General features: G+C 72.0%; 18 protein-coding genes and 1 pseudogene. 13 read left to right on the forward strand and 6 right to left on the reverse strand.

Annotated elements, in window-relative coordinates; genetic code table 11:
• Positions 1-210 precede the first annotated feature (210 nt).
• The 9 genes from V9U70_RS13595 to V9U70_RS13635 all read left to right on the forward strand — a co-directional run bounded on the left by V9U70_RS13595 (position 211) and on the right by V9U70_RS13635 (position 9,445).
• Positions 211-1,446 (forward strand): IS30 family transposase, encoded by a 1,236-nt coding sequence (locus V9U70_RS13595; RefSeq protein WP_419723911.1) that lies wholly within the window; start codon positions 211-213, stop codon positions 1,444-1,446.
• Positions 1,447-1,586: 140 nt separating this feature from the next.
• The gene (locus V9U70_RS13600) at positions 1,587-2,540 is read left to right on the forward strand and encodes a helix-turn-helix transcriptional regulator (protein ID WP_336675110.1); all 954 of its coding nucleotides are present in this window, start codon (positions 1,587-1,589) and stop codon (positions 2,538-2,540) included.
• 16 nt (positions 2,541-2,556) lie between these two features.
• Positions 2,557-3,513 (forward strand): helix-turn-helix transcriptional regulator, encoded by a 957-nt coding sequence (locus V9U70_RS13605; RefSeq protein WP_336675112.1) that lies wholly within the window; start codon positions 2,557-2,559, stop codon positions 3,511-3,513.
• Positions 3,514-3,537: 24 nt separating this feature from the next.
• Positions 3,538-3,840 carry a hypothetical protein gene (locus V9U70_RS13610; protein WP_336675114.1) on the forward strand — a complete coding sequence of 101 codons (303 nt, stop codon included), beginning with the start codon at positions 3,538-3,540 and terminating at the stop codon, positions 3,838-3,840.
• A gap of 38 nt (positions 3,841-3,878) precedes the next feature.
• Entirely contained in the window at positions 3,879-4,076 is a 198-nt protein-coding gene (locus V9U70_RS13615; protein WP_336675115.1) for a hypothetical protein, read from the forward strand.
• 252 nt (positions 4,077-4,328) lie between these two features.
• A complete protein-coding gene (tatA, locus tag V9U70_RS13620) occupies positions 4,329-4,616 on the forward strand; it encodes a Sec-independent protein translocase subunit TatA (protein WP_336675116.1) in 288 nt (95 codons plus the stop codon).
• A gap of 49 nt (positions 4,617-4,665) precedes the next feature.
• Positions 4,666-5,631: a twin-arginine translocase subunit TatC gene (gene tatC, locus V9U70_RS13625; protein WP_336675118.1), complete on the forward strand. Its 966-nt coding sequence runs from the start codon at positions 4,666-4,668 to the stop codon at positions 5,629-5,631.
• A 19-nt stretch (positions 5,632-5,650) separates the two neighbouring features.
• Positions 5,651-6,571, forward strand: coding sequence for a diacylglycerol kinase (locus tag V9U70_RS13630; protein ID WP_336675120.1), 921 nt, complete (start codon positions 5,651-5,653; stop codon positions 6,569-6,571).
• Between the two features lie 33 nt (positions 6,572-6,604).
• Positions 6,605-9,445: a DEAD/DEAH box helicase gene (locus V9U70_RS13635; RefSeq protein ID WP_336675122.1), complete on the forward strand. Its 2,841-nt coding sequence runs from the start codon at positions 6,605-6,607 to the stop codon at positions 9,443-9,445.
• 124 nt (positions 9,446-9,569) lie between these two features.
• On the opposite strand, the gene V9U70_RS13640 is transcribed toward V9U70_RS13635, so the two are convergent.
• Positions 9,570-10,007, reverse strand: a complete 438-nt coding sequence (locus V9U70_RS13640) for an SPW repeat protein (protein ID WP_336675123.1) — start codon at positions 10,005-10,007, stop codon at positions 9,570-9,572.
• Positions 10,008-10,344: 337 nt separating this feature from the next.
• Here V9U70_RS13640 and V9U70_RS13645 point away from each other — a divergent pair.
• Positions 10,345-11,574: pseudogene (locus tag V9U70_RS13645) on the forward strand (NAD(P)/FAD-dependent oxidoreductase).
• Positions 11,575-11,673: 99 nt separating this feature from the next.
• Here V9U70_RS13645 and V9U70_RS13650 read toward each other — a convergent pair.
• The 5 genes from V9U70_RS13650 to V9U70_RS13670 all read right to left on the reverse strand — a co-directional run bounded on the left by V9U70_RS13650 (position 11,674) and on the right by V9U70_RS13670 (position 16,650).
• Positions 11,674-13,038 carry a cryptochrome/photolyase family protein gene (locus V9U70_RS13650; RefSeq protein ID WP_336675125.1) on the reverse strand — a complete coding sequence of 455 codons (1,365 nt, stop codon included), beginning with the start codon at positions 13,036-13,038 and terminating at the stop codon, positions 11,674-11,676.
• 55 nt (positions 13,039-13,093) lie between these two features.
• Positions 13,094-13,846 (reverse strand): anti-sigma factor, encoded by a 753-nt coding sequence (locus V9U70_RS13655; RefSeq protein ID WP_336675127.1) that lies wholly within the window; start codon positions 13,844-13,846, stop codon positions 13,094-13,096.
• A complete protein-coding gene (locus V9U70_RS13660) occupies positions 13,843-14,427 on the reverse strand; it encodes a sigma-70 family RNA polymerase sigma factor (RefSeq protein WP_336675129.1) in 585 nt (194 codons plus the stop codon). The genes V9U70_RS13655 and V9U70_RS13660 overlap by 4 nt, the downstream gene beginning before the upstream one ends.
• A 293-nt stretch (positions 14,428-14,720) precedes the next feature.
• Positions 14,721-15,572, reverse strand: coding sequence for a siderophore-interacting protein (locus tag V9U70_RS13665; protein ID WP_336675131.1), 852 nt, complete (start codon positions 15,570-15,572; stop codon positions 14,721-14,723).
• 169 nt (positions 15,573-15,741) lie between these two features.
• Positions 15,742-16,650 carry a 5'-3' exonuclease gene (locus V9U70_RS13670; protein ID WP_336675442.1) on the reverse strand — a complete coding sequence of 303 codons (909 nt, stop codon included), beginning with the start codon at positions 16,648-16,650 and terminating at the stop codon, positions 15,742-15,744.
• 318 nt (positions 16,651-16,968) lie between these two features.
• Between V9U70_RS13670 and V9U70_RS13675 the strand changes: the two genes are divergently transcribed.
• The 3 genes from V9U70_RS13675 to V9U70_RS13685 all read left to right on the forward strand — a co-directional run bounded on the left by V9U70_RS13675 (position 16,969) and on the right by V9U70_RS13685 (position 21,371).
• Positions 16,969-18,042, forward strand: a complete 1,074-nt coding sequence (locus V9U70_RS13675) for a quaternary amine ABC transporter ATP-binding protein (protein ID WP_336675132.1) — start codon at positions 16,969-16,971, stop codon at positions 18,040-18,042.
• Positions 18,035-20,662, forward strand: coding sequence for an ABC transporter permease/substrate binding protein (locus V9U70_RS13680; protein ID WP_336675134.1), 2,628 nt, complete (start codon positions 18,035-18,037; stop codon positions 20,660-20,662). Before V9U70_RS13675 ends, V9U70_RS13680 begins: the two co-directional genes overlap by 8 nt.
• A gap of 163 nt (positions 20,663-20,825) precedes the next feature.
• Complete coding sequence (locus V9U70_RS13685) at positions 20,826-21,371, forward strand: helix-turn-helix domain-containing protein (protein WP_336675135.1); 546 nt, start codon at positions 20,826-20,828, stop codon at positions 21,369-21,371.
• Positions 21,372-21,389: the final 18 nt, after the last annotated feature.

Consider the following 21,389-nt stretch of genomic DNA (forward strand, 5'->3'; position numbering starts at 1 on the left):
CTTGGGTTCTAACGGTCCTCGCAACACCCGCGATCTGTGGGAGTTGCGAGGACCGTGGTCGTTGGACGCGATGACCTTGTGGGGTTGAGGGAGCGTTTCCTTGCGCGGCTTGATGCCGTGGAGAACGTGACCGTGGTGGCGCGGGAGCTGGGGGTGAACCGGAATACTGCCTTCGGCTGGGCCCGGAAGGCCGGACGGAGCTCGGTGCGTCTGCCGCGCCGGCATTCCGGGCGGGACGAGTACGAGCGGCTTCGGGTCGCCGGTGTCGCACGCCGTGTGGCGGCCCGGCAGGTCGGTGTGAACGAGCGCACGGCCAAGGACTGGGACTGGGGCGTCAAGAAGACCGGCACCACGCGCACCTATCCGGACGGGCGCCGTGTCGACTACACCACCGGGACCGTCACGATGGGCGGTGTGACCACGGCACCGGTGGGCCTGACGGCCCTGGACAAGCAGCTCAACCCGCGTTTCCTGACGCTCGCCGAGCGCGAGAAGATCCGCGATCTCCGCGCGGTGGGGCAGTCGCTGCGGGCGATCGGACGTGCCCTGGGACGGCCGGCGAGCACGGTCAAGCGGGAGATCGACGCGAACGCGGGCAGCGAGGGCTACCAGCCCTACGCCGCCCACCGCGCGGCCGCCGCACGCAGGCCCCGGCCCAAGGACCGCAAACTGCTGCGCGAGGGCCGGCTGCGCCGCTTCGTCCAGGACGGACTGCGCACGCGGTGGTCACCGGAGCAGATCTGCCACGCTCTGACGACGGAGCATCCCGACGACGAGAGCATGCGGGTGAGTGTGGAAACGGTCTACCAGGCGCTGTACTTCCAGGCCCGAGGCGGCCTGAAACGGGAAGTGCAGGCCGCCATCCGTTCCGGCCGGACCCGCCGCAAGCCACGCCGGGATCCCGAGCGGCGCACGCCCCGGTTCATCGACCCGATGGTGATGATCAGCGACCGCCCCGCCGACGTCGAGGACCGGGCGGTGCCCGGTCACTGGGAAGGTGACCTGATCATCGGCGCGGGCGGCCGTTCCGCGATCGCCACCCTGGTCGAGCGCTCCACCCGCTACACGATGCTGGTCCACCTGCCCGGCGGCGCCCATGACGCCGAGACCGTCCGCGACGGTCTCGTCCGCACCGTCCAGACGCTGCCCGCCCACCTGCGTGGCTCCCTCACCTGGGACCAGGGCAGCGAGATGGCACGCCACAAACAGTTCAGCATGGCCACCGGAATGCCCGTCTACTTCTGCGATCCCGCCTCGCCCTGGCAGCGCGGCTCGAACGAGAACACCAACGGGCTGCTGCGGCAGTACTTCCCCAAGGGCACCGATCTGAGCGTCCACAGCCCCGAAGACCTCGAACACGTCGCCCAGGAACTCAACGGCCGCCCACGCAAGACGCTCGGCTGGGCAAACCCAGCCGAGCGTCTACGTGATCTACTCACCACCTAAACCCAGTGGTGTTGCGACGACCCCTGGAACCCAAGGCGTACCGGGGCCCTCCTCGTCGTCCAGCCCGCGGCCCCGCTTTGGTCCCCACACCCCGGGGCGGTACGGTCGACGGTCGTAGAGCACAACGAGAAAGGGCGCCGATGGCGATTGCCAAGGCCGAGCGGTTGATGAACCTCGCGCTGTGCCTGCTGGGCACCCGGCGCCCCCTGAGCAAGCGGGAGCTCCGCGGTTCCATCGAGGCCTACCTCGAAGCGGGCACCGACGAGTCCTTCAACCGGATGTTCGAGCGGGACAAGGACGATCTGCGCGAGCTCGGCCTGGTCATCGAGACCGTCGAGAACCTCGACGGCGACACCGGCTATCTGGCCCGCCGGGACAGCAACCGGCTGCCGCCCATCACCCTGGACGCAGAGGAGGCCGCCGCACTCGGGCTGGCCGCCAAGGTCTGGCAGCAGGCCCGCCTCGCCGGGGCCGCCAGCGGGGCCCTCCAGAAACTCCGCGCCGCCGGCATGCCGGAAGCCGAGGACGCCTACGAGGTGCACAGCGCCCTCGAACCCCGTATCCCCGTGCACGAGGCGGCGTTCGAGCCCCTCATGCTGGCCTGCCGCGACCGCCGCCCCGTCACCTTCGACTACCGCAAGGCCAACTCCGCCCGCGCCGAGCAGCGCCAGGTCGAACCCTGGACCCTCGAATGCTGGCGCGGGCAGTGGTATCTCGCCGGCTGGGACCGCGGCCGCGGCGCCGAGCGCGTCTTCCGGCTCTCCCGCATCACCGGCAAGGTGCGCTCCCGCGCCGGGACCTTCGAGGCCGAGGTGCCCGACGTGGTCACGGTGCGGGAGACCGTCGAGAGCTGGGCCGGGGAGACCGCGACCCGCACCGCCCGGATCAGGCTTCGCGCCGGAGCCGGGTACCCGCTCCGGTCCCGCGCGCTGACCGTGCGGGAACGCGGCGACGGCTGGGACGAGCTGGAGATCCCGTACGGACACGGGCTGGACGCCTGGCTCGTGGAGTTCGGGCCGGACGTCGTCGTGGAGGAACCCGCCGATCTGCGGGCCGACGTGGTGGACCGGCTGCGCGCCGTGGCCAAGGACTAGGGGACGGACCACAGCGATGGCCACGAACGCGATCGACCAGACCCGCCGGATGCTGTCCCTGGTGACATATCTGCGCGAACGCCCCGGCGCCCACGTCCAGGACGTGGCGCGGGCCTTCGGGATCACCGAGGACGAGCTGATCTCGGACCTCGACGTGCTGCCCATGTGCGGCACCAGCTTCCGCGGCGGCGACCTCCTCGACATCGACACCGACGGTGACCGGATCTGGTGGCACAACCCGGACGACGTCGCCGAGCCGCTGCGGCTCGCCGCCGACGAGGCCACCGCCCTGCTCGTCGCCGCCCGCGCCGTCGCGACGCTGCCCGGACTGCGCGAGAGCGACCGCCTCGCCCTGGTCCGGGCGACCGCCAAGCTGGAGACAGCCGCCGGGGAGACCGGCGCGGCCAGCTCGCGGCTCTCGGTGACCTTCGAGTCGGAGGGCGGTGTCTTCGCCGACGTCGACCGGGCCATCTCGGAGCGCCGCCGGCTCTGGCTGCGCTACTACTCGCCCGCCCGCGACGAGCTCACCGAGCGAGAAGTCGACCCGATCCGCCTGTTCGCCGTCGGGCACACCTACATGGAGGGCTGGTGCAGGCTCTCCGAGGCCCGCCGGACCTTCCGGCTGGACCGGGTCGCCGAGATCCGCCTCCTGGACGCCCCCGCCCAACCGCCGGAGCTGGAGCTGCGGGACCTGTCCGAAGGGCTGGTCCAGCCTGCGGCAGAGGACCCGGAGGTCGTCATCGAGGTCGGCACCGGTGGCCGCTGGGTCGCCGAGTACTACCCGCACGACTCGGCCGAGGAGCTGCCCGACGGCGGACTGCGCATCACCCTGCGCACCCCGGACCCGGCATCCCTGCGCCGGCTCGCCCTGCGCCTGGGGGGCGAGGGTCGCATCGTGACCCCGCCGGAGCTCGCCGACAGCGCCCGGCTGGCCGCCCGCGAGGCGCTCGCCGCCTACGACGACGTGCTCTGAGGGCACCGGGGAGCAAGGACGACGATGAACCGGACCCTCCTGTTCCCGGCCGGAGCGGGCTCCCGCCGGGCCGCTCCGGCCGGACCCGTCCCGGCGCCGGTCGGAGCGGCCGTACGGTTTCGGGCGGCCTGCCCCGACTGCCGCGGGCGATTCGAGCTCGCGGCGGGGGCGCTGCGCCTGGCGATCGGCGCCAGCAGCCGCACCACCTTCTACACCTTCAGCTGCCCCGCGTGCGGCGCCTCGGTCCGCAAGCCCGCCGGGGAGCGCATCATCGAACTTCTCACCGGCGGCGGGGTGCGGACGCTGCGTCTGCACACCGCTCGGTAGCGCCCGCCGCGGCGCCGCACACGAAAGAGGCACGCCGTATGTTCTGGCCCATGCTCGCCATCGCCCTCGGATTCGTGGGCATCGCCCTGCTCGGGGTGCTCGGCATCAAGGTCTTCGTCGAGGTGCAGCGCCTCGGCCGGCAGCTCACGACCACCACGGAGCGGATCAGCCGCGCCTCGGAGGACCTCGAACGGGCGGCGACGCGTCTGGCCGCCACAGGGGAGAGCCTCCGCTAGGGGTGTCCGGCGGATCAGGGCCGAACGCCCCCCGCTCCTCCTGGCACCCTGCTGTCCGGCAGCGGTGAAGGGTACGCTGCTGGGGTCGGCCCGGGCAGGGGGGCGCGGGCCGCAAGCCCACGTACGCACGGGCATTGCCTGGCGTTTACCCCTGCGGGTTACGATCGCTGTCAGCGCAATGATCGGACAGATGCCCGGTCGAACGGGTAGCGAGCCCACCCTCCAGCCGCCTCAGTGAGAAGGAAGTCGCACATGATCGGCAATCTGAAGCCCCTCGAGATCGTTCTGATCATCGCTGTCATCCTGCTGCTCTTCGGTGCCAAGAAGCTTCCGGACATGGCGCGCTCGCTCGGCAAGTCGGCCCGCATCCTCAAGAGCGAGGCCAAGGCGATGAAGAAGGACGACTCCGCCACGGAGACCGTCGAGGACCCGGCCACGACCACCCAGCCGTCCACCACCGCGCGCACCATCCAGGCGGCGCCGGGAGACGTCACCAGCTCCCGCCCGGTCAACGAGACCAAGCCCACCACCCAGAGCTGACCGTCGGCGAGCTCCGCCGACAGCCGCCGCACGAGACGAGGGAAGTGGGTTGCTCAAGTCTGCCCGCAAGCAGGAGAAGGACGCCGAGGGGCGGATGCCCCTCCTCGATCACCTGCGTGAGTTGCGTAACCGGCTGCTGAAAGCCGTTCTGGCGATCGTCCTGGTGACGATCGTGGCAGCGTTCTTCCAGAAGGAGATCTACGACTTCCTTCTGCGCCCCCTCCTCGCCTCCGTCGGGTGCAAGGACGGCGTGGTCACGGCCGTCAACGGCAAGCCGTGCGCGTTGCTGAAGACGAACACCCTGCTGGCGCCGTTCACCAACGCCCTCAAGGTCGCCCTGATGTCCGGTGTCCTGCTGGCGACGCCGGTGTGGCTGTACCAGCTCTGGGCCTTCGTCGCCCCGGGCCTGCACCAGGGCGAGAAGCGCTACGCGTACGCCTTCGCCGTCGTGGGCGCGCCGCTCTTCCTCTCCGGCGGCTACCTCGCCTACTCGATCCTGCCGCAGACCGCCGAGATCATGCTCGGCTTCAGCCCGGAGAACGTCCAGAACCAGATCGAGCTGGACAGTTACCTGGACCTGCTCGTCCGCATGGTGGTGGTCTTCGGACTGGCATTCGAGCTGCCGCTGCTGCTCATCGCGCTGAACATGACGGGCGTCGTCTCGGGGAAGCGGATGCTCTCATGGTGGCGCGGGATGGTCGTCGGCCTCACGGCCTTCGCGGCCATCGCGACCCCCGGCGGAGAGCCCATCTCCATGCTGCTGCTGGCCGGCCCGCTCGCGGTGCTCTACTTCGTCGCCGTCGGCTTCTCCCTGCTGAACGACAAGCGACGCGACCGCAAGAACCCCGACGCCGAACTGAGCGACGACGAGGCCTCGCAGCTCGATCTGACCCCCGAGGACGTCGGACGGGTCGAACCCGTGCCGGCCCCGCGCCGGGCGCTGCCGGAGCAGTCGACCGGTGAGGCGGACGGCCCCGGACCGCACCGGCTGAACGGCTACGACGACATCACCTGAGCTTGTAGGGTCCCCAAGGGTGACCAGTGAGATCACCCTCTTCGTCAATCCCACCGCCGGACGCGGCCGGGGCGCGCACGCCGCGCAGCCGGCCGCCTCCGCGTTGCGGGACGCCGGATTCCGTGTACACACGGTGCTCGGTGAGGACGCCCACGACGCCCTGCGCCGGGCCCGCGAGGCGGTGGCGGCGGGGACCGGCGCCCTCATAGCCGTCGGCGGGGACGGGCTGGTGTCCCTCGCCCTCCAGGCCGTCGCCGGGACCGCCACCCCGCTGGGGGTCGTGGCGGCCGGAACCGGCAACGACTTCGCCCGCGCGCTGGGCCTCCCGGTCCGCGCCCCGGCCGCCGCCGGCCGGCTGGTGGCGCGGGCGCTCAAGGACGGCGGCTGCCGCGACATCGACCTCGGGCGCGTCGGCGACCGCTGGTTCGGCTCCGTCCTCGCCTCCGGGTTCGACTCCCGGGTCAACGACCGGGGCAACCGGATGCGCCGGATCGGCGGCCGGTTCCGTTACGATCTCGCGATCCTCGCCGAACTGGCCGCCTTGGCGCCGATCCCGTACCGCATCCGGTTCGACGGGGGAGAGCCCCGTGAGACGGAGGCGACGCTCGTCGCGGTGGGCAACGGCGCCAGCTACGGCGGGGGCATGCGGATCTGCGCCGGCGCCGAGATGGACGACGGGCTCTTCGACGTGACCGTGGTCGGCGCGTGCAGCCGTGCCACGCTGCTCAGGGTGTTCCCGAAGGTCTACCGGGGCACCCACCTGAGCCACCCGGCCGTCACCGTGCACCGGGTCTCCTCGATCGAGCTCGCGGCGGCCGGGGTCACGGCGTACGCGGACGGCGAACCGCTGGGCGCGCTGCCGCTCACCGCGGCCTGCGTGCCGGGGGCCGTGCGGGTTCTGACCGGGGGAGCGGGCCGGGGCCTTCAAAGGCCGGGCTGAGTGTCGGAGGTGGCGGGTAGGCTCGTAGCCAAGATGACAGAGGACCTCTCACCAGCTGAGCGATACCAGGCTTCCCGGGCCCGTGCGGCCGAGATGGCGACGGCTCTCGGGCCGTTCCGGGAGATGTACGAGTTCGGACTCGACCCGTTCCAGATCGAGGCCTGCCAGGCCCTGGAGGCCGGCAAGGGGGTGCTGGTCGCGGCCCCCACGGGTTCGGGCAAGACGATCGTCGGCGAGTTCGCCGTGCACCTGGCTCTGGAGCAGGGCCGCAAGTGCTTCTACACCACGCCGATCAAGGCGCTCTCCAACCAGAAGTTCGCCGATCTGGTCAAGCGGTACGGCGCGGACAAGGTCGGTCTGCTCACCGGCGACAACAGCGTCAACTCCGAAGCCCCCGTGGTCGTGATGACCACCGAGGTGCTGCGCAACATGCTGTACGCGGGCTCCCCGGCGCTCGCCGGCCTCGGCTATGTGGTCATGGACGAGGTGCACTACCTCTCCGACCGCTTCCGCGGCGCGGTGTGGGAGGAAGTGATCATCCACCTGCCGGAGTCGGTGACCCTGGTGTCGCTGTCCGCCACCGTCTCCAACGCCGAGGAGTTCGGCGACTGGCTGGACACCGTGCGCGGCGACACCGAGGTGATCGTCTCGGAGCACCGGCCGGTGCCCCTCTGGCAGCACGTGATGGCCGGACGCAGGATGTACGACCTCTTCGAGGAGGAGACCGACCACGGAGGCCGTGGAGCGGGACGCCGTGAGGTCAACCCGGATCTGGTCCGCCTCGCCCGGCAGGAGAACCAGCAGGGCTACAACCCGCGCGACCGCCGCCGGGGCAAGATGGTCCGCGAGGCCGACCGCGAGCGTGAGCGGCGCCAGCGCAGCCGGATCTGGACGCCGGGCCGGCCGGAGGTCATCGACCGGCTGGACTCGGAGGGGTTGCTGCCCGCCATCACGTTCATCTTCAGCCGGGCCGGCTGCGAGGCCGCCGTCCAGCAGTGCCTGTACGCCGGCCTCCGGCTCAACGACGAGGACAAGCGCCGTCTGGTGCGGGAGATCGTCGAGGAGCGGACCGCCTCCATCCCGGGCGAGGACCTGCACGTCCTCGGGTACTACGAGTGGCTCGAAGGCCTGGAGCGGGGCATCGCCGCCCACCACGCGGGCATGCTGCCGACCTTCAAGGAGGTCGTGGAGGAGCTGTTCGTCCGCGGACTGGTCAAGGCCGTCTTCGCCACCGAGACCCTGGCCCTCGGCATCAACATGCCGGCCCGCTCGGTGGTCCTGGAGAAGCTCGTCAAGTGGAACGGCGAGCAGCACGCCGACATCACCCCCGGCGAGTACACCCAGCTCACAGGCCGGGCGGGACGCCGAGGCATCGACGTCGAGGGCCACGCGGTGGTCCTGTGGCAGCGCGGCATGGACCCGACGGCGCTGGCCGGACTCGCCGGCACGCGCACCTACCCGCTGCGGTCCAGCTTCCGCCCCTCGTACAACATGGCGGTCAACCTGGTGCAGCAGTTCGGGCGGCACCGCTCCCGGGAACTGCTGGAGACCTCCTTCGCCCAGTTCCAGGCGGACAAGTCCGTCGTCGGGATCTCCCGGCAGGTCCAGCGCAACGAGGAGGGCCTGGAGGGCTACCGGGAGGGCATGACCTGCCACCTCGGTGACTTCGAGGAGTACGCGCGACTGCGGCGCGACCTCAAGGACCGGGAGACGGAGCTGGCCAAGCAGGGCGCGGCACAGCGGCGGGCGGCCGCCGCCGCCTCTCTGGAGAAGCTGAAGCCCGGCGACGTCATCCACGTGCCGACCGGCAAGTTCGCCGGGCTCGCCCTGGTGCTCGACCCGGGCCTGCCCGCGGGGCGGGCCAACGGGCACCGCGGTTTCGACCACCACGACGGGCCGAGGCCGTTGGTGCTCACTGCCGAGCGGCAGGTCAAGCGGTTGGCCTCGATGGACTTCCCGGTGCCGGTGGAGGCGGTGGACCGGATGCGCGTCCCGAAGTCCTTCAACCCGCGCTCACCGCAGTCCCGGCGCGACCTGGCGTCCGCGCTGCGGACCAAGGCCGGGCACATCACGCCCGAGCGGCACCGCAAGCCGCGCGCGGCGGCGGCCGACGACCGGGAGATCAGCCGGCTGCGCACCGAGCTGCGGGCGCACCCGTGCCACGGCTGCGACGAGCGTGAGGACCACGCGCGATGGGCGGAGCGCTACCACCGGCTGCAACGGGACACCCGGCAGCTGGAGAAGCGGATCGAGGGGCGGACGAACACGATCGCCCGCACCTTCGACCGGATCGTCGCGCTCCTCACCGAGCTGGACTACCTCCGCGGCGACGAGGTCACGGGCAACGGCCGCCGTCTGGCCCGGCTGTACGGGGAGCTGGACCTGCTGGCCAGCGAATGCCTCCGGGACGGCGTCTGGGAGGGGCTCAACCCCGCGGAGCTCGCCGCCTGTGTGTCGGCGCTGGTGTACGAGGCACGGCAGTCGGACGACGCGGTTGCCCCCAAGCTGCCGTCCGGGGCGGCCAAGACCGCCATGGGCGAGATGGTGCGCATCTGGGGCAAGCTGGATGCCCTGGAGGAGGACTTCGCGATCAACCAGGCGGAGGGGGTCGGACAGCGTGAACCCGATCTCGGTTTCGCCTGGGCGGTCTACATGTGGGCCTCCGGGCGGACTCTGGACGAGGTGCTGCGCGAGGCGGAGATGCCGGCGGGCGACTTCGTGCGGTGGTGCAAGCAGGTGATCGACGTGCTGGGCCAGGTGGCCGCGGCGGCTCCTCGCGAGGGGAGCGCGGGGGCGAGCACGGTGTCGAAGAACGCGCGCAAGGCCGTGGACGCGGTGCTGCGGGGCGTGGTGGCCTACAGCTCGGTCGGGTGACCGTGGGGCGACGGCCCCGCAGGACCGACGGGACGGGGCGACCGCGAGCAGCCCGTGATCGGCCCGCCCGCGGTCGCCCCGGCCGGCCCCGGGCCTTCCCTGACCGGGGCCGCGTGGGGTCCGGTCAGGTTCTGCGGGTCTTGGCCGCGGCTCCCGCGCACGCCATGCCCAGCAGCACGGTCAGTCCGCCGACGATGACGTTGCTGAGCACGACACCGGCGTCGGGACTGGTCCCGACCACCCAGGTCGACACGATGACCCACGCGCCGATGGCGCACATCGCCCAGCTCAGGCCGTACATGCGCTCGGGCATCACGGAGAAGCCGAGAGCCAGCACCGCGATGGCGATGCCCATCACCAGGTTGTGGGCCACCAGGGCCGGCTGGCTCGCCGTGAAGTGGAGCACCCAGGGAGAGACGGCGCAGTAGAGGCCGACGAGGAACACCGGCGCGTCCAACAGCGCCACATCACGGCCCCCCATCACACGGTCGTGCCGCGCACGCATTTCGGAGGCATCGGGGTGGCCCGATATGTCGCTCCTGGCGTGTGAGACGTTGCTCATGGGTAATCGTCTCCTTCGATCCGGTGGGCCCCGCCGCCGTGCGGAGGAGGGCGACGAGCACCCGTACCTCCATCATGCTCTTATATGTCGCTTATGTGTACTTGTGGGCGGTAGTGCGGGCGGCGAGGTGGACTCCCTCCCCTGCGCACGCGCGTCGCGGCGCCTCCCGCACACCGAGGCCGGCGCCGGTCGGCCGGCGATCCGTCCCCCCGGGCCGTCCGCGCTGTCGGGACCGAACTGATCATCGACCCATCCTTCCGGGCGCCGGCGGCGAACGGAGCGATGAGCAACGCTCCGGCAGCGCTCCGATCCGTGGCGAGAACCCGAGGGAGCCGTGATGGCAGGGGAACGGCGGCGGACGGCCGTGGTGGGAGCGGGAGTGGCGGGGCTGACCGCGGCGCACGTCCTGCGACGGGCGCACGAGGTGACGCCTTACGAGGCGGACGACCGCGTCGGAGACCAGGCCCACACCCGCGAACTGGACGCCTCCGACGGCCGGGTGCACCGCGTCGAGTCCGGGTTCGTGCACCACCGGCGCGCCTACATGTACCTGCTGCGGCTCCTCGACGAGCTCGGGGTGGCCACACTGCCCTCCGAGATGAGCATGTCCGTGCGGTGCGAGGGGTGCGGCCTCGCGTACGCGGGGGCGCGCGGCACGGCCGGGCACTTGGCCCGACCGCGCTCCGCCGTGCGGGGCGCCTCTCTGCGGATGCTCGCCGAGGCGCCGCGCTTCCACCGCGCGGCCCGGGCCCTGCTGGAACTGCCGGAGAGCGGCGCGACGGACCTGACGCTGGAGCGGTTCGCCCGGCGCGGACGCTTCTCGCCGTACTTCCGCACCCACTTCCTGACGCCCCTGGTCTTCGCCGTCTGGCCCTGCGCCCCGGCCGCCGCCCTGCCCGCCGCGTCTTCCGGCTCCTGGCCCGTCACGGGATGCTCGCCGTCGGCGGCGCCCCCACCTGGCGCACCGTCACCGGCGGCTCGCGCAGCTACGCCGAACGCGTCACCGAACAGCTCACCGCCGTGCACACCGCGACCCCGGTGCGCGCGGTCACCCGGCACGCGGACGGCGTCGACATCACCACAGAGGACGGCACGACTGCCCCGTACGACGCGATCGTCCTCGCCACCCGTCCCGACGGAGGCCGAGCGCGGGACGCTCGGCGCGTTCCGGTACACCCGCGACCGGGCCCTGCTGCACACGGACACCGCAGTGCTCCCGAGCGCCCCGGCCGTCAGGGCCTCCTGGAACTACCTGATGTCCTCCTGCGCCGCCGCCGACCGCGTCACCGTCAGCTACGACATGAGCCGGCTCCAGCGGCTCGACGCGCCGGAGACCTTCCTGGTCACGCTGAACGGGGCCGACCGCGTCCACCCGAACGCCGTCCGCGCCCGCACGGTCTACGAGCGTCCCGTCCCCACTCCGCAATCCCTCGCCGCCCAGGACCGGCTGCCCGCCCTCTCCGGCCCCGTCACCGCCTACGCTGGGGCCCACCACGGCTGGGGGCCTCACGAGGACGACTGCCGTTCGGGGGCCGAGGCGGCCGCCGCCCTGGGCGTGGTCTGGTGAACGCTTCCTCCGGGCGCCACGCGTGTACGGGCCGGGCCCCCGGGCGCGCCGCAGTGCGCGTCGCGCGGACGAGCGGCCCCGGCCCGTGCAGCCGCCCGGTCAGCTCAGGCCGCGGGCCCGTTCGAAACGTGACCGCGCCTCGGCCAGGTCCACCACCGGCTCCGGATAGTCCAGCCGCGCCCGCTCACGGCGCTCCAGCTTCCACGGCTCGTGGACCGAGGCCCCCGCCAGCTCCGCCAGCTCCGGCACCCAGCGCCGGACGTAAGCGCCCCGCGGGTCGAAGCGTTTTCCCTGGATCACCGGGTTGAGGACCCGGTTGGGCCGGGTGTCCGTGCCGGTGCCCGCCGCCCACTGCCAGTTGAGCTGGTTGTTCGCGATGTCCCCGTCCACCAGCAGGTCCAGGAAGTGCCGGGCGCCCACCCGCCAGTCCACGTACAGCGTCTTGGTGAGGAAGCTCGCGGCCGGCAGCCGGCCCCGGTTGTGCATCCACCCCTCGTGCGCGAGCTGCCGCATCGCCGCGTCCACCAGCGGATAGCCCGTGCGCCCGGTCTTCCAGGCAGTGATCTCGTCCTCGTCGAAACGCCATCGGTCGTGGCGCGGCCGGTAGTCGGACCAGGACGCCTCGGGGCGGGCGGCCAGCACCTGGTGGTGGAACTCGCGCCAGGCCAGCTGTCGGACGAACGCCTCGCCGCCCGGCCCGCCCTTCTCCCGCGCGCGACGGACGAGCTCGGCGGCGGAGACCGTGCCGAAGTGCAGATGGGGGGAGAGCCGGGATGTCGCGTCCCCGGCCAGGTCGTCGTGACGGTCCTGGTAGTCGGCCATCGCCCCGTCCAGCCAGGACGCCATGAGCCGGCGGCCCGTGTCCTCGCCGCCCCGGGCCAGGCCCGGGGAGACGTTCCGGACGGCGTCCCGGTCCGGGACCGGGCCACCGACGAGGCCGTCCGGCACACGGACCGTGCGCGGAGCGGCCAGTGTGCCCCGTACCCCCTCCGCCTTCCAACGGCGGAAGTACGGGGTGAACACCGCGTAGTGGTCCTTGCCCGCCGGGACCGCCCGGCCCGGAGCGAGCGCGGTGACCACCGCGTCATGGATGTGCAGGACGCAACCGGGACCGGCCAGTGCGTCCCGCAGGCGCTCCTCGCGCCGCGCCGCGTAGCGGCTGACCCCGGCGGCGACGTGCACGGAGGCCGCCCCGGTCTCCCCGGCCAGCCGCCGGACCTCGGCGGCCACCTCGCCCCGGCGGACCACCAGCCGGCCGCCCCGCCGGCGGAGTCCGGCGTCCAGGCCGGTCAGGCAGTCGGCGAGGAAGGCCGACCGGTTCGGCGCGTCGAAGCCGGCCCGGTGGACGGCGTCGTCCCGGACGAACAGCGGGACGACCTCGTCCGCCTCCCGCAGGGCGGCACGCAGCACCGGGTTGTCGTGGAGACGCAGGTCGGAGGTGAACAGCACCACGGCGACAGTCATGGAACGCGACACTCCTCGCAGGTGTGATGGGACGGGGCGGGCCGCCCCGGGGACCTCAGGCGGCCGGGAAGTCCATCAGCGCCACCGGCGAGGAGGTCGGCTCTGCGGACCCTCCGGCCGGTTCGATCGTGATCCCCATCCCGGACGCCCGGCCCACGGGCCCGTCCAGCAGGACCGCGCCGTCGCCGGCCGAGGGGTCCATCAGTCCGGCGGAGCGCATGGCGCCCGCGTCGTTGAACCAGAGCTGGTAGACCTTGCCGCTCGGCGGCCGCTCCATCCCGGAGGCCAGGAACACCGCCCGGTTCCGGCTCTCGGAGACGACGACGGCGCCGTGCGCGCCGCCGGCCAGTTCGCCGGACGCGGTCCGGGCGTCGGGAGCCGAGAGCACCTCGGCGAGCTGCTGGTTCTGCCGCTGCGCCCGGTCCGCCTCCTGACGGGCGTCCTGCGCCAGCTGGTTCTGCCAGAGAGCGGCCCCGCCGAACGCGGCGGCGGCCGCGACGCACGCGGCGAGGGCGTAGGCCGGCCAGCGCCCGGTGCGGCCGCCCCGGCCGGAGCGCTCGCGCCGCTCGTGCACCGGAGGCTCCTGGCGTACGGTCGTGATCTCCCGGAGCACCCGCTCGCGCATCTCGAGCGGGGGGTGCGCCGCGACGGCGAGGCCCAGTCGGGCGGCGGTGGCGGACAGCTCCCGCACCTCCTGGGCGCAGGCTTCGCAGTCCCGCAGATGCCGTTCGAACGCCCGGTGTTCGGCGTCCGGCAGCGCGTGCACGGCGTAGGCCCCGGTCAGCGTGTGCAGCTCGACCGTGCTCATGCGCTCACCCCCAGGCAGTCGCGCAGCCGGATGAGGCCGTCGCGGAGTCGTGTCTTGATGGTCCCCAGTGGCACGGAGAGGAGTTCGGAGACCTCGCGGTAGGTCAGGCCCCGGTAGTAGGCCAGGGTCATCGATTCCCGTTGCAGCTCGGACAGGGTGCGCATACAGCGCCGTACCTGTTCTCGCTCCAGCCGGGTCTCGACCTGTTCGGAGACCTCGTCGAAGGCGGGCGTCCGCTCCAGCAGCGCAGCCTTGTGCTCCCGGGCGGACGCCGACTCGGCCGAGCGGACTCGGTCGACGGCCCGGCGGTGCGCCAGGGTGAGCACCCAGTTCATCGCGCTCCCCCGGGAGGCCTGGAAACGGGGGGCGGTCCGCCACACCTCCAGCAGGACCTCCTGGGCGACCTCCTCCGACTGGGCCGGATCGCGCAGAACGCTGCGCACGAGCCCCAGGACGGGGCCGCTCACCGCGTCGTACAGCGTGGCGAAGGCGCCCTGGTCGCCGCGCGCGACCCGTACCAGAAGCTCGGAGGGGTCGGGGCCGGGCGCGGGCGCCCCACTGATGCGTACGGCTTCCTTCACGCGGGTCTCGCTTTCCGGGACGGTCGTCTCTTCCGGCGGTGATTCGGAGCCGACGGCCGTGCGGATGGGTCCGGTGGGCGTGATCTTTCCAGATCCGGGGCCGCCGGAGCGGGCGACTCGGCGGGCCGCCCCGTACGGAGTCCACCCGCCCCGTGCCCCTCGCGCGTCCGGGCCCTCGCCGCGCACGGCCGCTCACGCGCCCGGACCCCGTCCGCCGCGGTCTGCGGCGGACGGGGTCCGGGTCCGGGGCGCCGTCCGGGCCGGCAGGGGCCGGCCCTACGCGGCGGCCCGGGTCACGTGGCGGCCTGGCCGGTCTCCTGCTCGCGCTCCACCTGCTCGTTCCACTCGCGCTTGACGGCGCGCCAGGCCTCGTCGTCCTGGCCGAGCCGCCAGTAGCCGGAGATCGACAGCTGCTCCAGCGGGACCCGTCGTTCCTGGCGCAGGTGGCGGCGGATCTCCTTCACGAAGCCGGCCTCTCCGTGCACGAACGCCTGCACCTCGCCCCGGGGGAAGTCCAGGCCCTTCACGGCCGCGGTCAGCGCCTCGCCGACCGGGCGGTCGCCGCGGTGCAGCCAGGTCACGGCGACCCCGTCCGGCGTCACGATCTTCTGCTCCTCCGAGGCGTCCGGCACCTCGACGAACGCGTGCACCAGCGCGCCCGCCGGCATCTGCTCCAGCGACGCGGCGATGGCCGGCAGCGCGCTCTCGTCGCCGGCCAGGAGGTGCCAGTCGGCCGAGGCCTGCGGCTGGTAACCGCCGCCGGGGCCGAGGAAGGTGACCTGCTCGCCCGGGCGGGCTCGCTGGGCCCACGGGCCGGCGAGCCCCTCGTCGCCGTGCACGACGAAGTCGACGGCCATCTCCCGCGCGACCGGGTCCCAGGCGCGCACCGTGTACGTACGGGTGGTGGGCCACAGCTCACGGGGGTGGCTCTCGCGGATGGCGGCGATGTCGAAGGGGTGCGTGTAGTCCGCGCCCTCGGGTGCGAAACACAGCTTGATGTAGTGGTCGGTGAAGCCGGAGAGGGCGAAGTCGGCGAGCCCCTCGCCGCCGAGGACCACCCGCACCATGTGCGGGGTGATCTGCTCGGTGCGCACGACCTGCGCCCCCTGGGCCTTCGGTGCCTGCCGGGCCGGCCGCTCTGCCACGAGGTACTCCCTGATTCGGCGTGTCCGATGTCGATGACGGGCATGCCGCCCGCGCCGCGGTACCGGCCGAGGGCGACGGGGCTCGTCACCGTGTCGCACCGGGCGCCGGACTTACCCGGCCCCGATGACTTAGGTATACCTAAGCTAACACTTCGAGGCTGATGCGTCCTCATGTCCTCAGGATCGCCAGGAGTCGTCGCAGCGCCCCGCCCAGACCCCACTGGGCGGCCAGCGCCTCCAGGGCGGCCGGGTCGCGCGGCTCGCGCGGCAGGGCCGGGTCGAACGCCGGCAGCGGGACGTCCCCGGCGACCCGAACCACCTTCGGGGCGACGGCCAGGTAGTCGCGAGCCCCGTCCAGCCGCTTGCGCTGGGTCGGGGTCAGCCGGGCGGCCGGGTCGTCCACCGCGGCCACGATCCCGGCGAGGTCGCCGAAGGCGTCCAGCAGCTTCGCCGCCGTCTTCTCGCCGATGCCGGGCACGCCCGGGAGCCCGTCGCTCGGGTCGCCGCGCAGCAGGGCCAGGTCCACGTACCCCGGGCCGTCCACCCCGTACTTCTCGCGCAGCCACGCCTCGTCGGTGATCTGCAGGGCGCCCACGCCCTTGAGCGGATAGAGCACGCGCACCCGGCGGTCATCGTCGACCAGCTGGTAGAGGTCGCGGTCGCCGGTGACGATGTCCACGGGCCCGGTCGCCCGTCCCGCGAGGGTGCCGATGACGTCGTCCGCCTCGTAGGGAGTGACGCCGACGCGGGCGATCCCGAGGGCGGCCAGCACGTCCTGGATGATCGGCACCTGCGGAGACAGGGTGTCGGGGACCTCCTCCTCGTCCGTCTCGCCGGCGGGCGTCTCGACGGCGACCCGGTGTGCCTTGTACGTCGGGATCAGGTCGACGCGCCACTGCGGCCGCCAGTCGTCGTCCCAGCAGGCCACGAGGTCGTCGGGCCGGTGGTCCTGGACCAGTCGGCCGATGAAGTCGAGCAGGCCGCGCACCGCGTTGACGGGCGTCCCGTCCGGTGCGCGCACCGAGTCGGGGACGCCGAAATAGGCGCGGAAGTACAGGGAGGCGGTGTCGAGGAGCATCAGGCGTCGCGTCACAGACCTGATGATGCACCACGGCGCCGACAGTCGCCGGAGGCAGCCGGGGGAGGGCGCTCCGTCGCGGCGCGGTGAGGTGGGTCACTCCGGTGTTTGGGCTGTGTAAGGACGGGCAGACGCGGCACCGGAGCGAACCACGTCGCATTTTCAACTAGTGCATGTGCCATGCGGACCGAATCCGCACTGCTCCGCGGTCTGTCGGTGGGGGTGGCGGACCATGCCCGTTCAACGCGTGAGGTGTATGTGTCAAGGCTGCAAGCCGAGAACTTGTACAAAGTGTTCGGCAGACGACCCGATCAAGCCGTGCGGAAGCTCGAAGACGGCGCGACCCGCGACGAGCTGCGCGCGGACGGAACGACCGCAGCGGTGATCGACGCCTCCTTCACGGTGGAGCCGGGTCAGATCTTCGTCGTCATGGGGCTGTCCGGTTCGGGCAAGTCCACCCTGCTGCGCATGCTCAACGGTCTGCTCGACCCCACCGCCGGCAGGGTGCTGTTCGACGGCCAGGACCTGACCGCCCTGAGCCCCCGGGAGCTGCGCCACGTCCGCTCTACCAAGATCAGCATGGTGTTCCAGCACTTCGCGCTCTTCCCCCACCGGAGCGTCCTGGAGAACGCCGCGTACGGCCTCGAAGTCCAGGGCGTACCGCGTGCCGAGCGCGAGGAGCGCGCCGCGGAGGCCCTCAGGCTGACCGGCCTCGAAGGCTGGGAGAAGTCCTGGCCCGACGAGCTGTCCGGCGGCATGCAGCAGCGTGTCGGCCTCGCCCGCGCGCTGGCCACCGACGCCGACCTGCTGCTCATGGACGAGTCCTTCAGCGCGCTCGACCCGCTGATCCGCCGTGACATGCAGGACCAGCTCCTGGAGCTCCAGAAGCGCCTGAAGAAGACCATTGTCTTCATCACCCACGACCTCAACGAGGCCATGCGCCTGGGCGACCGGATCGCCGTGATGCGCGACGGGAAGATCGTCCAGCTCGGTACCGCGGAGGACATCCTCGTCACCCCGGCCAACGACTACGTCGCCTCCTTCACCCAGGACGTCGACCGCTCCCGGGTGCTCACCGCCGGTGCGATCATGGCCGAGCCGCACACCGTCATGGGCTCCACCGCGGACGACGGCAAGGAACTGCGGACCCCGCGGGACGTGCTGGCCGCGGCCCCCGCCACGGTCCCGGAGTCGACGCCCATCATCGACCTGTTCACGCCCTGTTCCCAGAGCGCCGACCCGGTCGCCGTGACCGACGCCGACGGCACGCTCGTCGGCGTCGTCCCCCGCTCCCGGCTGCTCGCCGTGCTCGGCGAGCCGATGTCCCCGGCAGAGCCCCCGAACGACGGGCCCGCGGCAGCGGACACCGCGAAGAAGGTGTCCCATGTTTAGGCTCCCCCTCGGCGACTGGGTCGACTCCGCGGTCGACTGGCTGCAGACCCACCTCGCCTGGCTGTTCGACGCGATCAGCTCGATCGTCAGCGGCATGTTCGACGGCATAGCCACCGTTCTGTCCGCCCCCGCACCGCTCCTCTTCGCGGGCATCGTCGCCATCATCGCCTGGTGGCTGCGCGGGCTGCCCGCGGCACTGCTCACCTTCGTCGGGTTCGCCCTCATCGACGCGGTCGAGCTGTGGGGCGAGGCGATGGACACCCTCACCCTGGTGCTCGTCGCCACCCTCGTCACGCTGGTCATCGCCGTGCCCCTGGGCATCTGGGCCTCCCGGTCCAAGGCCGTCAGCACGGTGGTCCGGCCGGTCCTGGACTTCATGCAGACCATGCCCGCCATGGTCTACCTGATTCCCGGCGTCATCTTCTTCGGCGTCGGCGTGGTCCCCGGCATCATCGCCACCATCATCTTCGCGCTGCCCCCGGGCGTCCGGATGACCGAGCTCGGCATCCGCCAGGTCGACGGCGAACTGGTCGAGGCGGCCGAGGCCTTCGGCACCACCTCGCGCAACACCCTGCTGCGCGTCCAGTTGCCGCTCGCCCTGCCCACGATCATGGCGGGCATCAACCAGGTCATCATGCTGGGCCTGTCCATGGTCGTCATCGCGGGCATGGTCGGCGGCGGCGGCCTCGGCGGCTCCGTCTACCGCGCCATCGGCAACGTCGACGTCGGGCTGGGCTTCGAGGCGGGCGTCTCCATCGTCATCCTCGCCATGTACCTGGACCGGATGACCGGGGCCCTGGGCACAGAGGTCTCCCCGCTGGCCCGCCGGGCCCTGGCCAAGGCCCAGGCGACGGCCGACGGCTGGAAGATCTGGACCTACCGTCCGCGCGCCTCCGTCGCGGTCGTCGGCGTCGTCGTCCTCGCGCTCGTCGCGGGCGGCATGAGCGTCTTCGGCGGCAGCCCCAAGAACACCGTCGCCGCCGCGAGCGTGGGCATCGGTGACGGCAAGAAGGTCAGCATCGGCTACATCCCGTGGGACGAGGGCATCGCCTCCACCTTCCTGTGGAAGGAGATGCTGGAGCGGCGCGGCTTCGAGGTCGACGTCGAGCAGTACGAGGCCGGCTCGCTGTACACCGGCATGGCAGGCGGGCAGATCGACTTCCAGACCGACGCCTGGCTCCCGGTCACCCACGCCAGCTACTGGGAGAAGTACAAGGACGACCTGGAGGACCTCGGCGCCTGGTACGCCCCCACCTCGCTGGAGCTGGCCGTCCCCGCGTACATGGAGGACATCCAGTCGATGGAGGACCTCAAGGGCCGGGCCTCCGAGTTCAAGGGCCGCATCGTCGGCATCGAGCCGAGCGCCGGCGAGATGGGCCTGCTCAAGGACAAGCTCCTGCCGGGCTACGGCCTCGACGAGGAGTACAAGCTCCTGGACGGCTCCACGCCGTCCATGCTGGCCGAGCTGGAGCGCGCGTACGCCAAGAAGGAACCGATCGTCGTTCCGCTCTGGTCGCCGCACTGGGCGTACAACGAGTACGACCTCACCAAGCTGAAGGACCCCAAGAAGCTCTGGGGCGAGGGCGACGGCGTGCACACCCTGGCGCGCAAGGGCTTCACCGCGGAGAACCCCGTGGTCAGCACCTGGCTCAAGAACTTCAAGATGAGCGAGAAGCAGCTCACGAGCCTGGAAGCCGAGATCCAGAAGGCCGGCTCCGGCAAGGAGCAGCAGGCCGTCCGCACCTGGCTGGAGGCCAACCCGGGCGTCGCCGACACGTGGTCCCCGGTCCCCGAGGACGCCCAGGCCGCGGTGAACGGCAAGGACGAGCGCGACCGTCCCCTGGAGGTCGCCTGGTTCCCCTGGGAGGAGGACATCGCCGCCACGTACCTGTGGAAGGCGGTCCTGGAGGAGCGCGGCTACACGGTCAACCTCAAGCAGTTCGAGGTCGGCCCGATGTACGCGGCGATGTCGCGCGGCCAGATCGACGTGCAGTTCGACGGCTGGCTCCCGTACACCCAGAAGAACTACTGGGACAAGTACGGCGACAAGCTGACCGACATCGGCTCGTGGTACGGGCCCACCTCCATCGAGGTCGCGGTCCCCGACTACGTCAAGGACGTCACGTCCCTGGCGGACCTCAAGGGCAAGGGGGCCGACTTCAAGGGGCGGATCGTCGGCATCGAGCCCGGCACCGCCACCATGGAGAACCTCAAGAAGAACGTTCTGCCGCAGTACGGACTCGACGGGGAGTACGAGGTGCTCGACTCCTCCACGCCGTCCATGCTGGCCGAGCTGGAGCGCGCGTACGCCAAGAAGGAGCCCATCGCCGTCCTGCTGTGGACCCCGCACTGGGCGTACAGCGAGTACGGCCTCACCAAGCTTGCGGACCCCAAGAAGGCGTTCGGTGAGGGCGACCGCCTGCACACCATCGCCTCCGAGGACTTCCCCGAGCAGTACCCGCAGCTGACCGAGTGGTTCGAGGACTTCGAGCTCAGCGAGAAGCAGCTCGCCGGGCTGGAGAACGAGATCCAGAAGCACGGCGTGGGTCACGAGGAGGAAGCCGTCCGGGCCTGGATGGACGACAACCCGGGCATGGCGGACACCATGGCTCCCCAGTAGGAGCTCGGCGCACACGAAAGCGCTGGTGAGAAGGGGTGGCCCCCGCCGTCGGGCGGGGCCGCCCCTTCCGGCTGCCCGGGGGCGAATACCGGACACCCTGAGCAACCATGTGCGTAAGGTGCTGGCAACCGCGAGGATGGCGGAGGCGGGAGGGAGCCGGGAGATGGACGACAAGGACACACCGCGGGTAGGCGCCGCGGTTCGCCGTCGGCGCAGAACCCTGGGGCTCACGCTGGCCGCGGTCGCCGCGCGCAGCGGGCTCTCCGTGCCCTTCCTCAGCCAGATCGAGAACGAGCGCGCCCGCCCGAGCCCCCGTTCCCTGGACCGGGTCGCAAAGGCGCTGGAGACCTCCCCCTCACGGCTGCGGGCCGCCGCCGACTCCGCACGCGCCGTGGACGTCGTCCGGGCGGAGGAGGGCGAGGGCGTGCGCCGCCTGGTGCACGGCCGCCATCAGCTCAACGCCCTGGAGTTCACCGGCGAGCCGGACCTCGGCCGGGAGTTCCAGCACCGCAACGACGAGCTGATGTACGTCGTCGAGGGAGCCGTGGACGTCGAGGCGGAGGGACAGGTGTACCGGCTGGACCGCGGTGACACGCTGTTCCTCTCCGGAGGGGTCCGCCACCGCTGGCGGGCCACCGTGCCCGGCACCCGCCTCCTGGTCGTCGCGGTGGCCGAGCACATCGACGCCACGTACGACTCACGCCGATAGCGCCGGCGGCGCGTTTGT

This window comes from Streptomyces pratensis, assembly GCF_037137275.1.
Lineage (GTDB): Bacteria > Actinomycetota > Actinomycetes > Streptomycetales > Streptomycetaceae > Streptomyces > Streptomyces pratensis_B.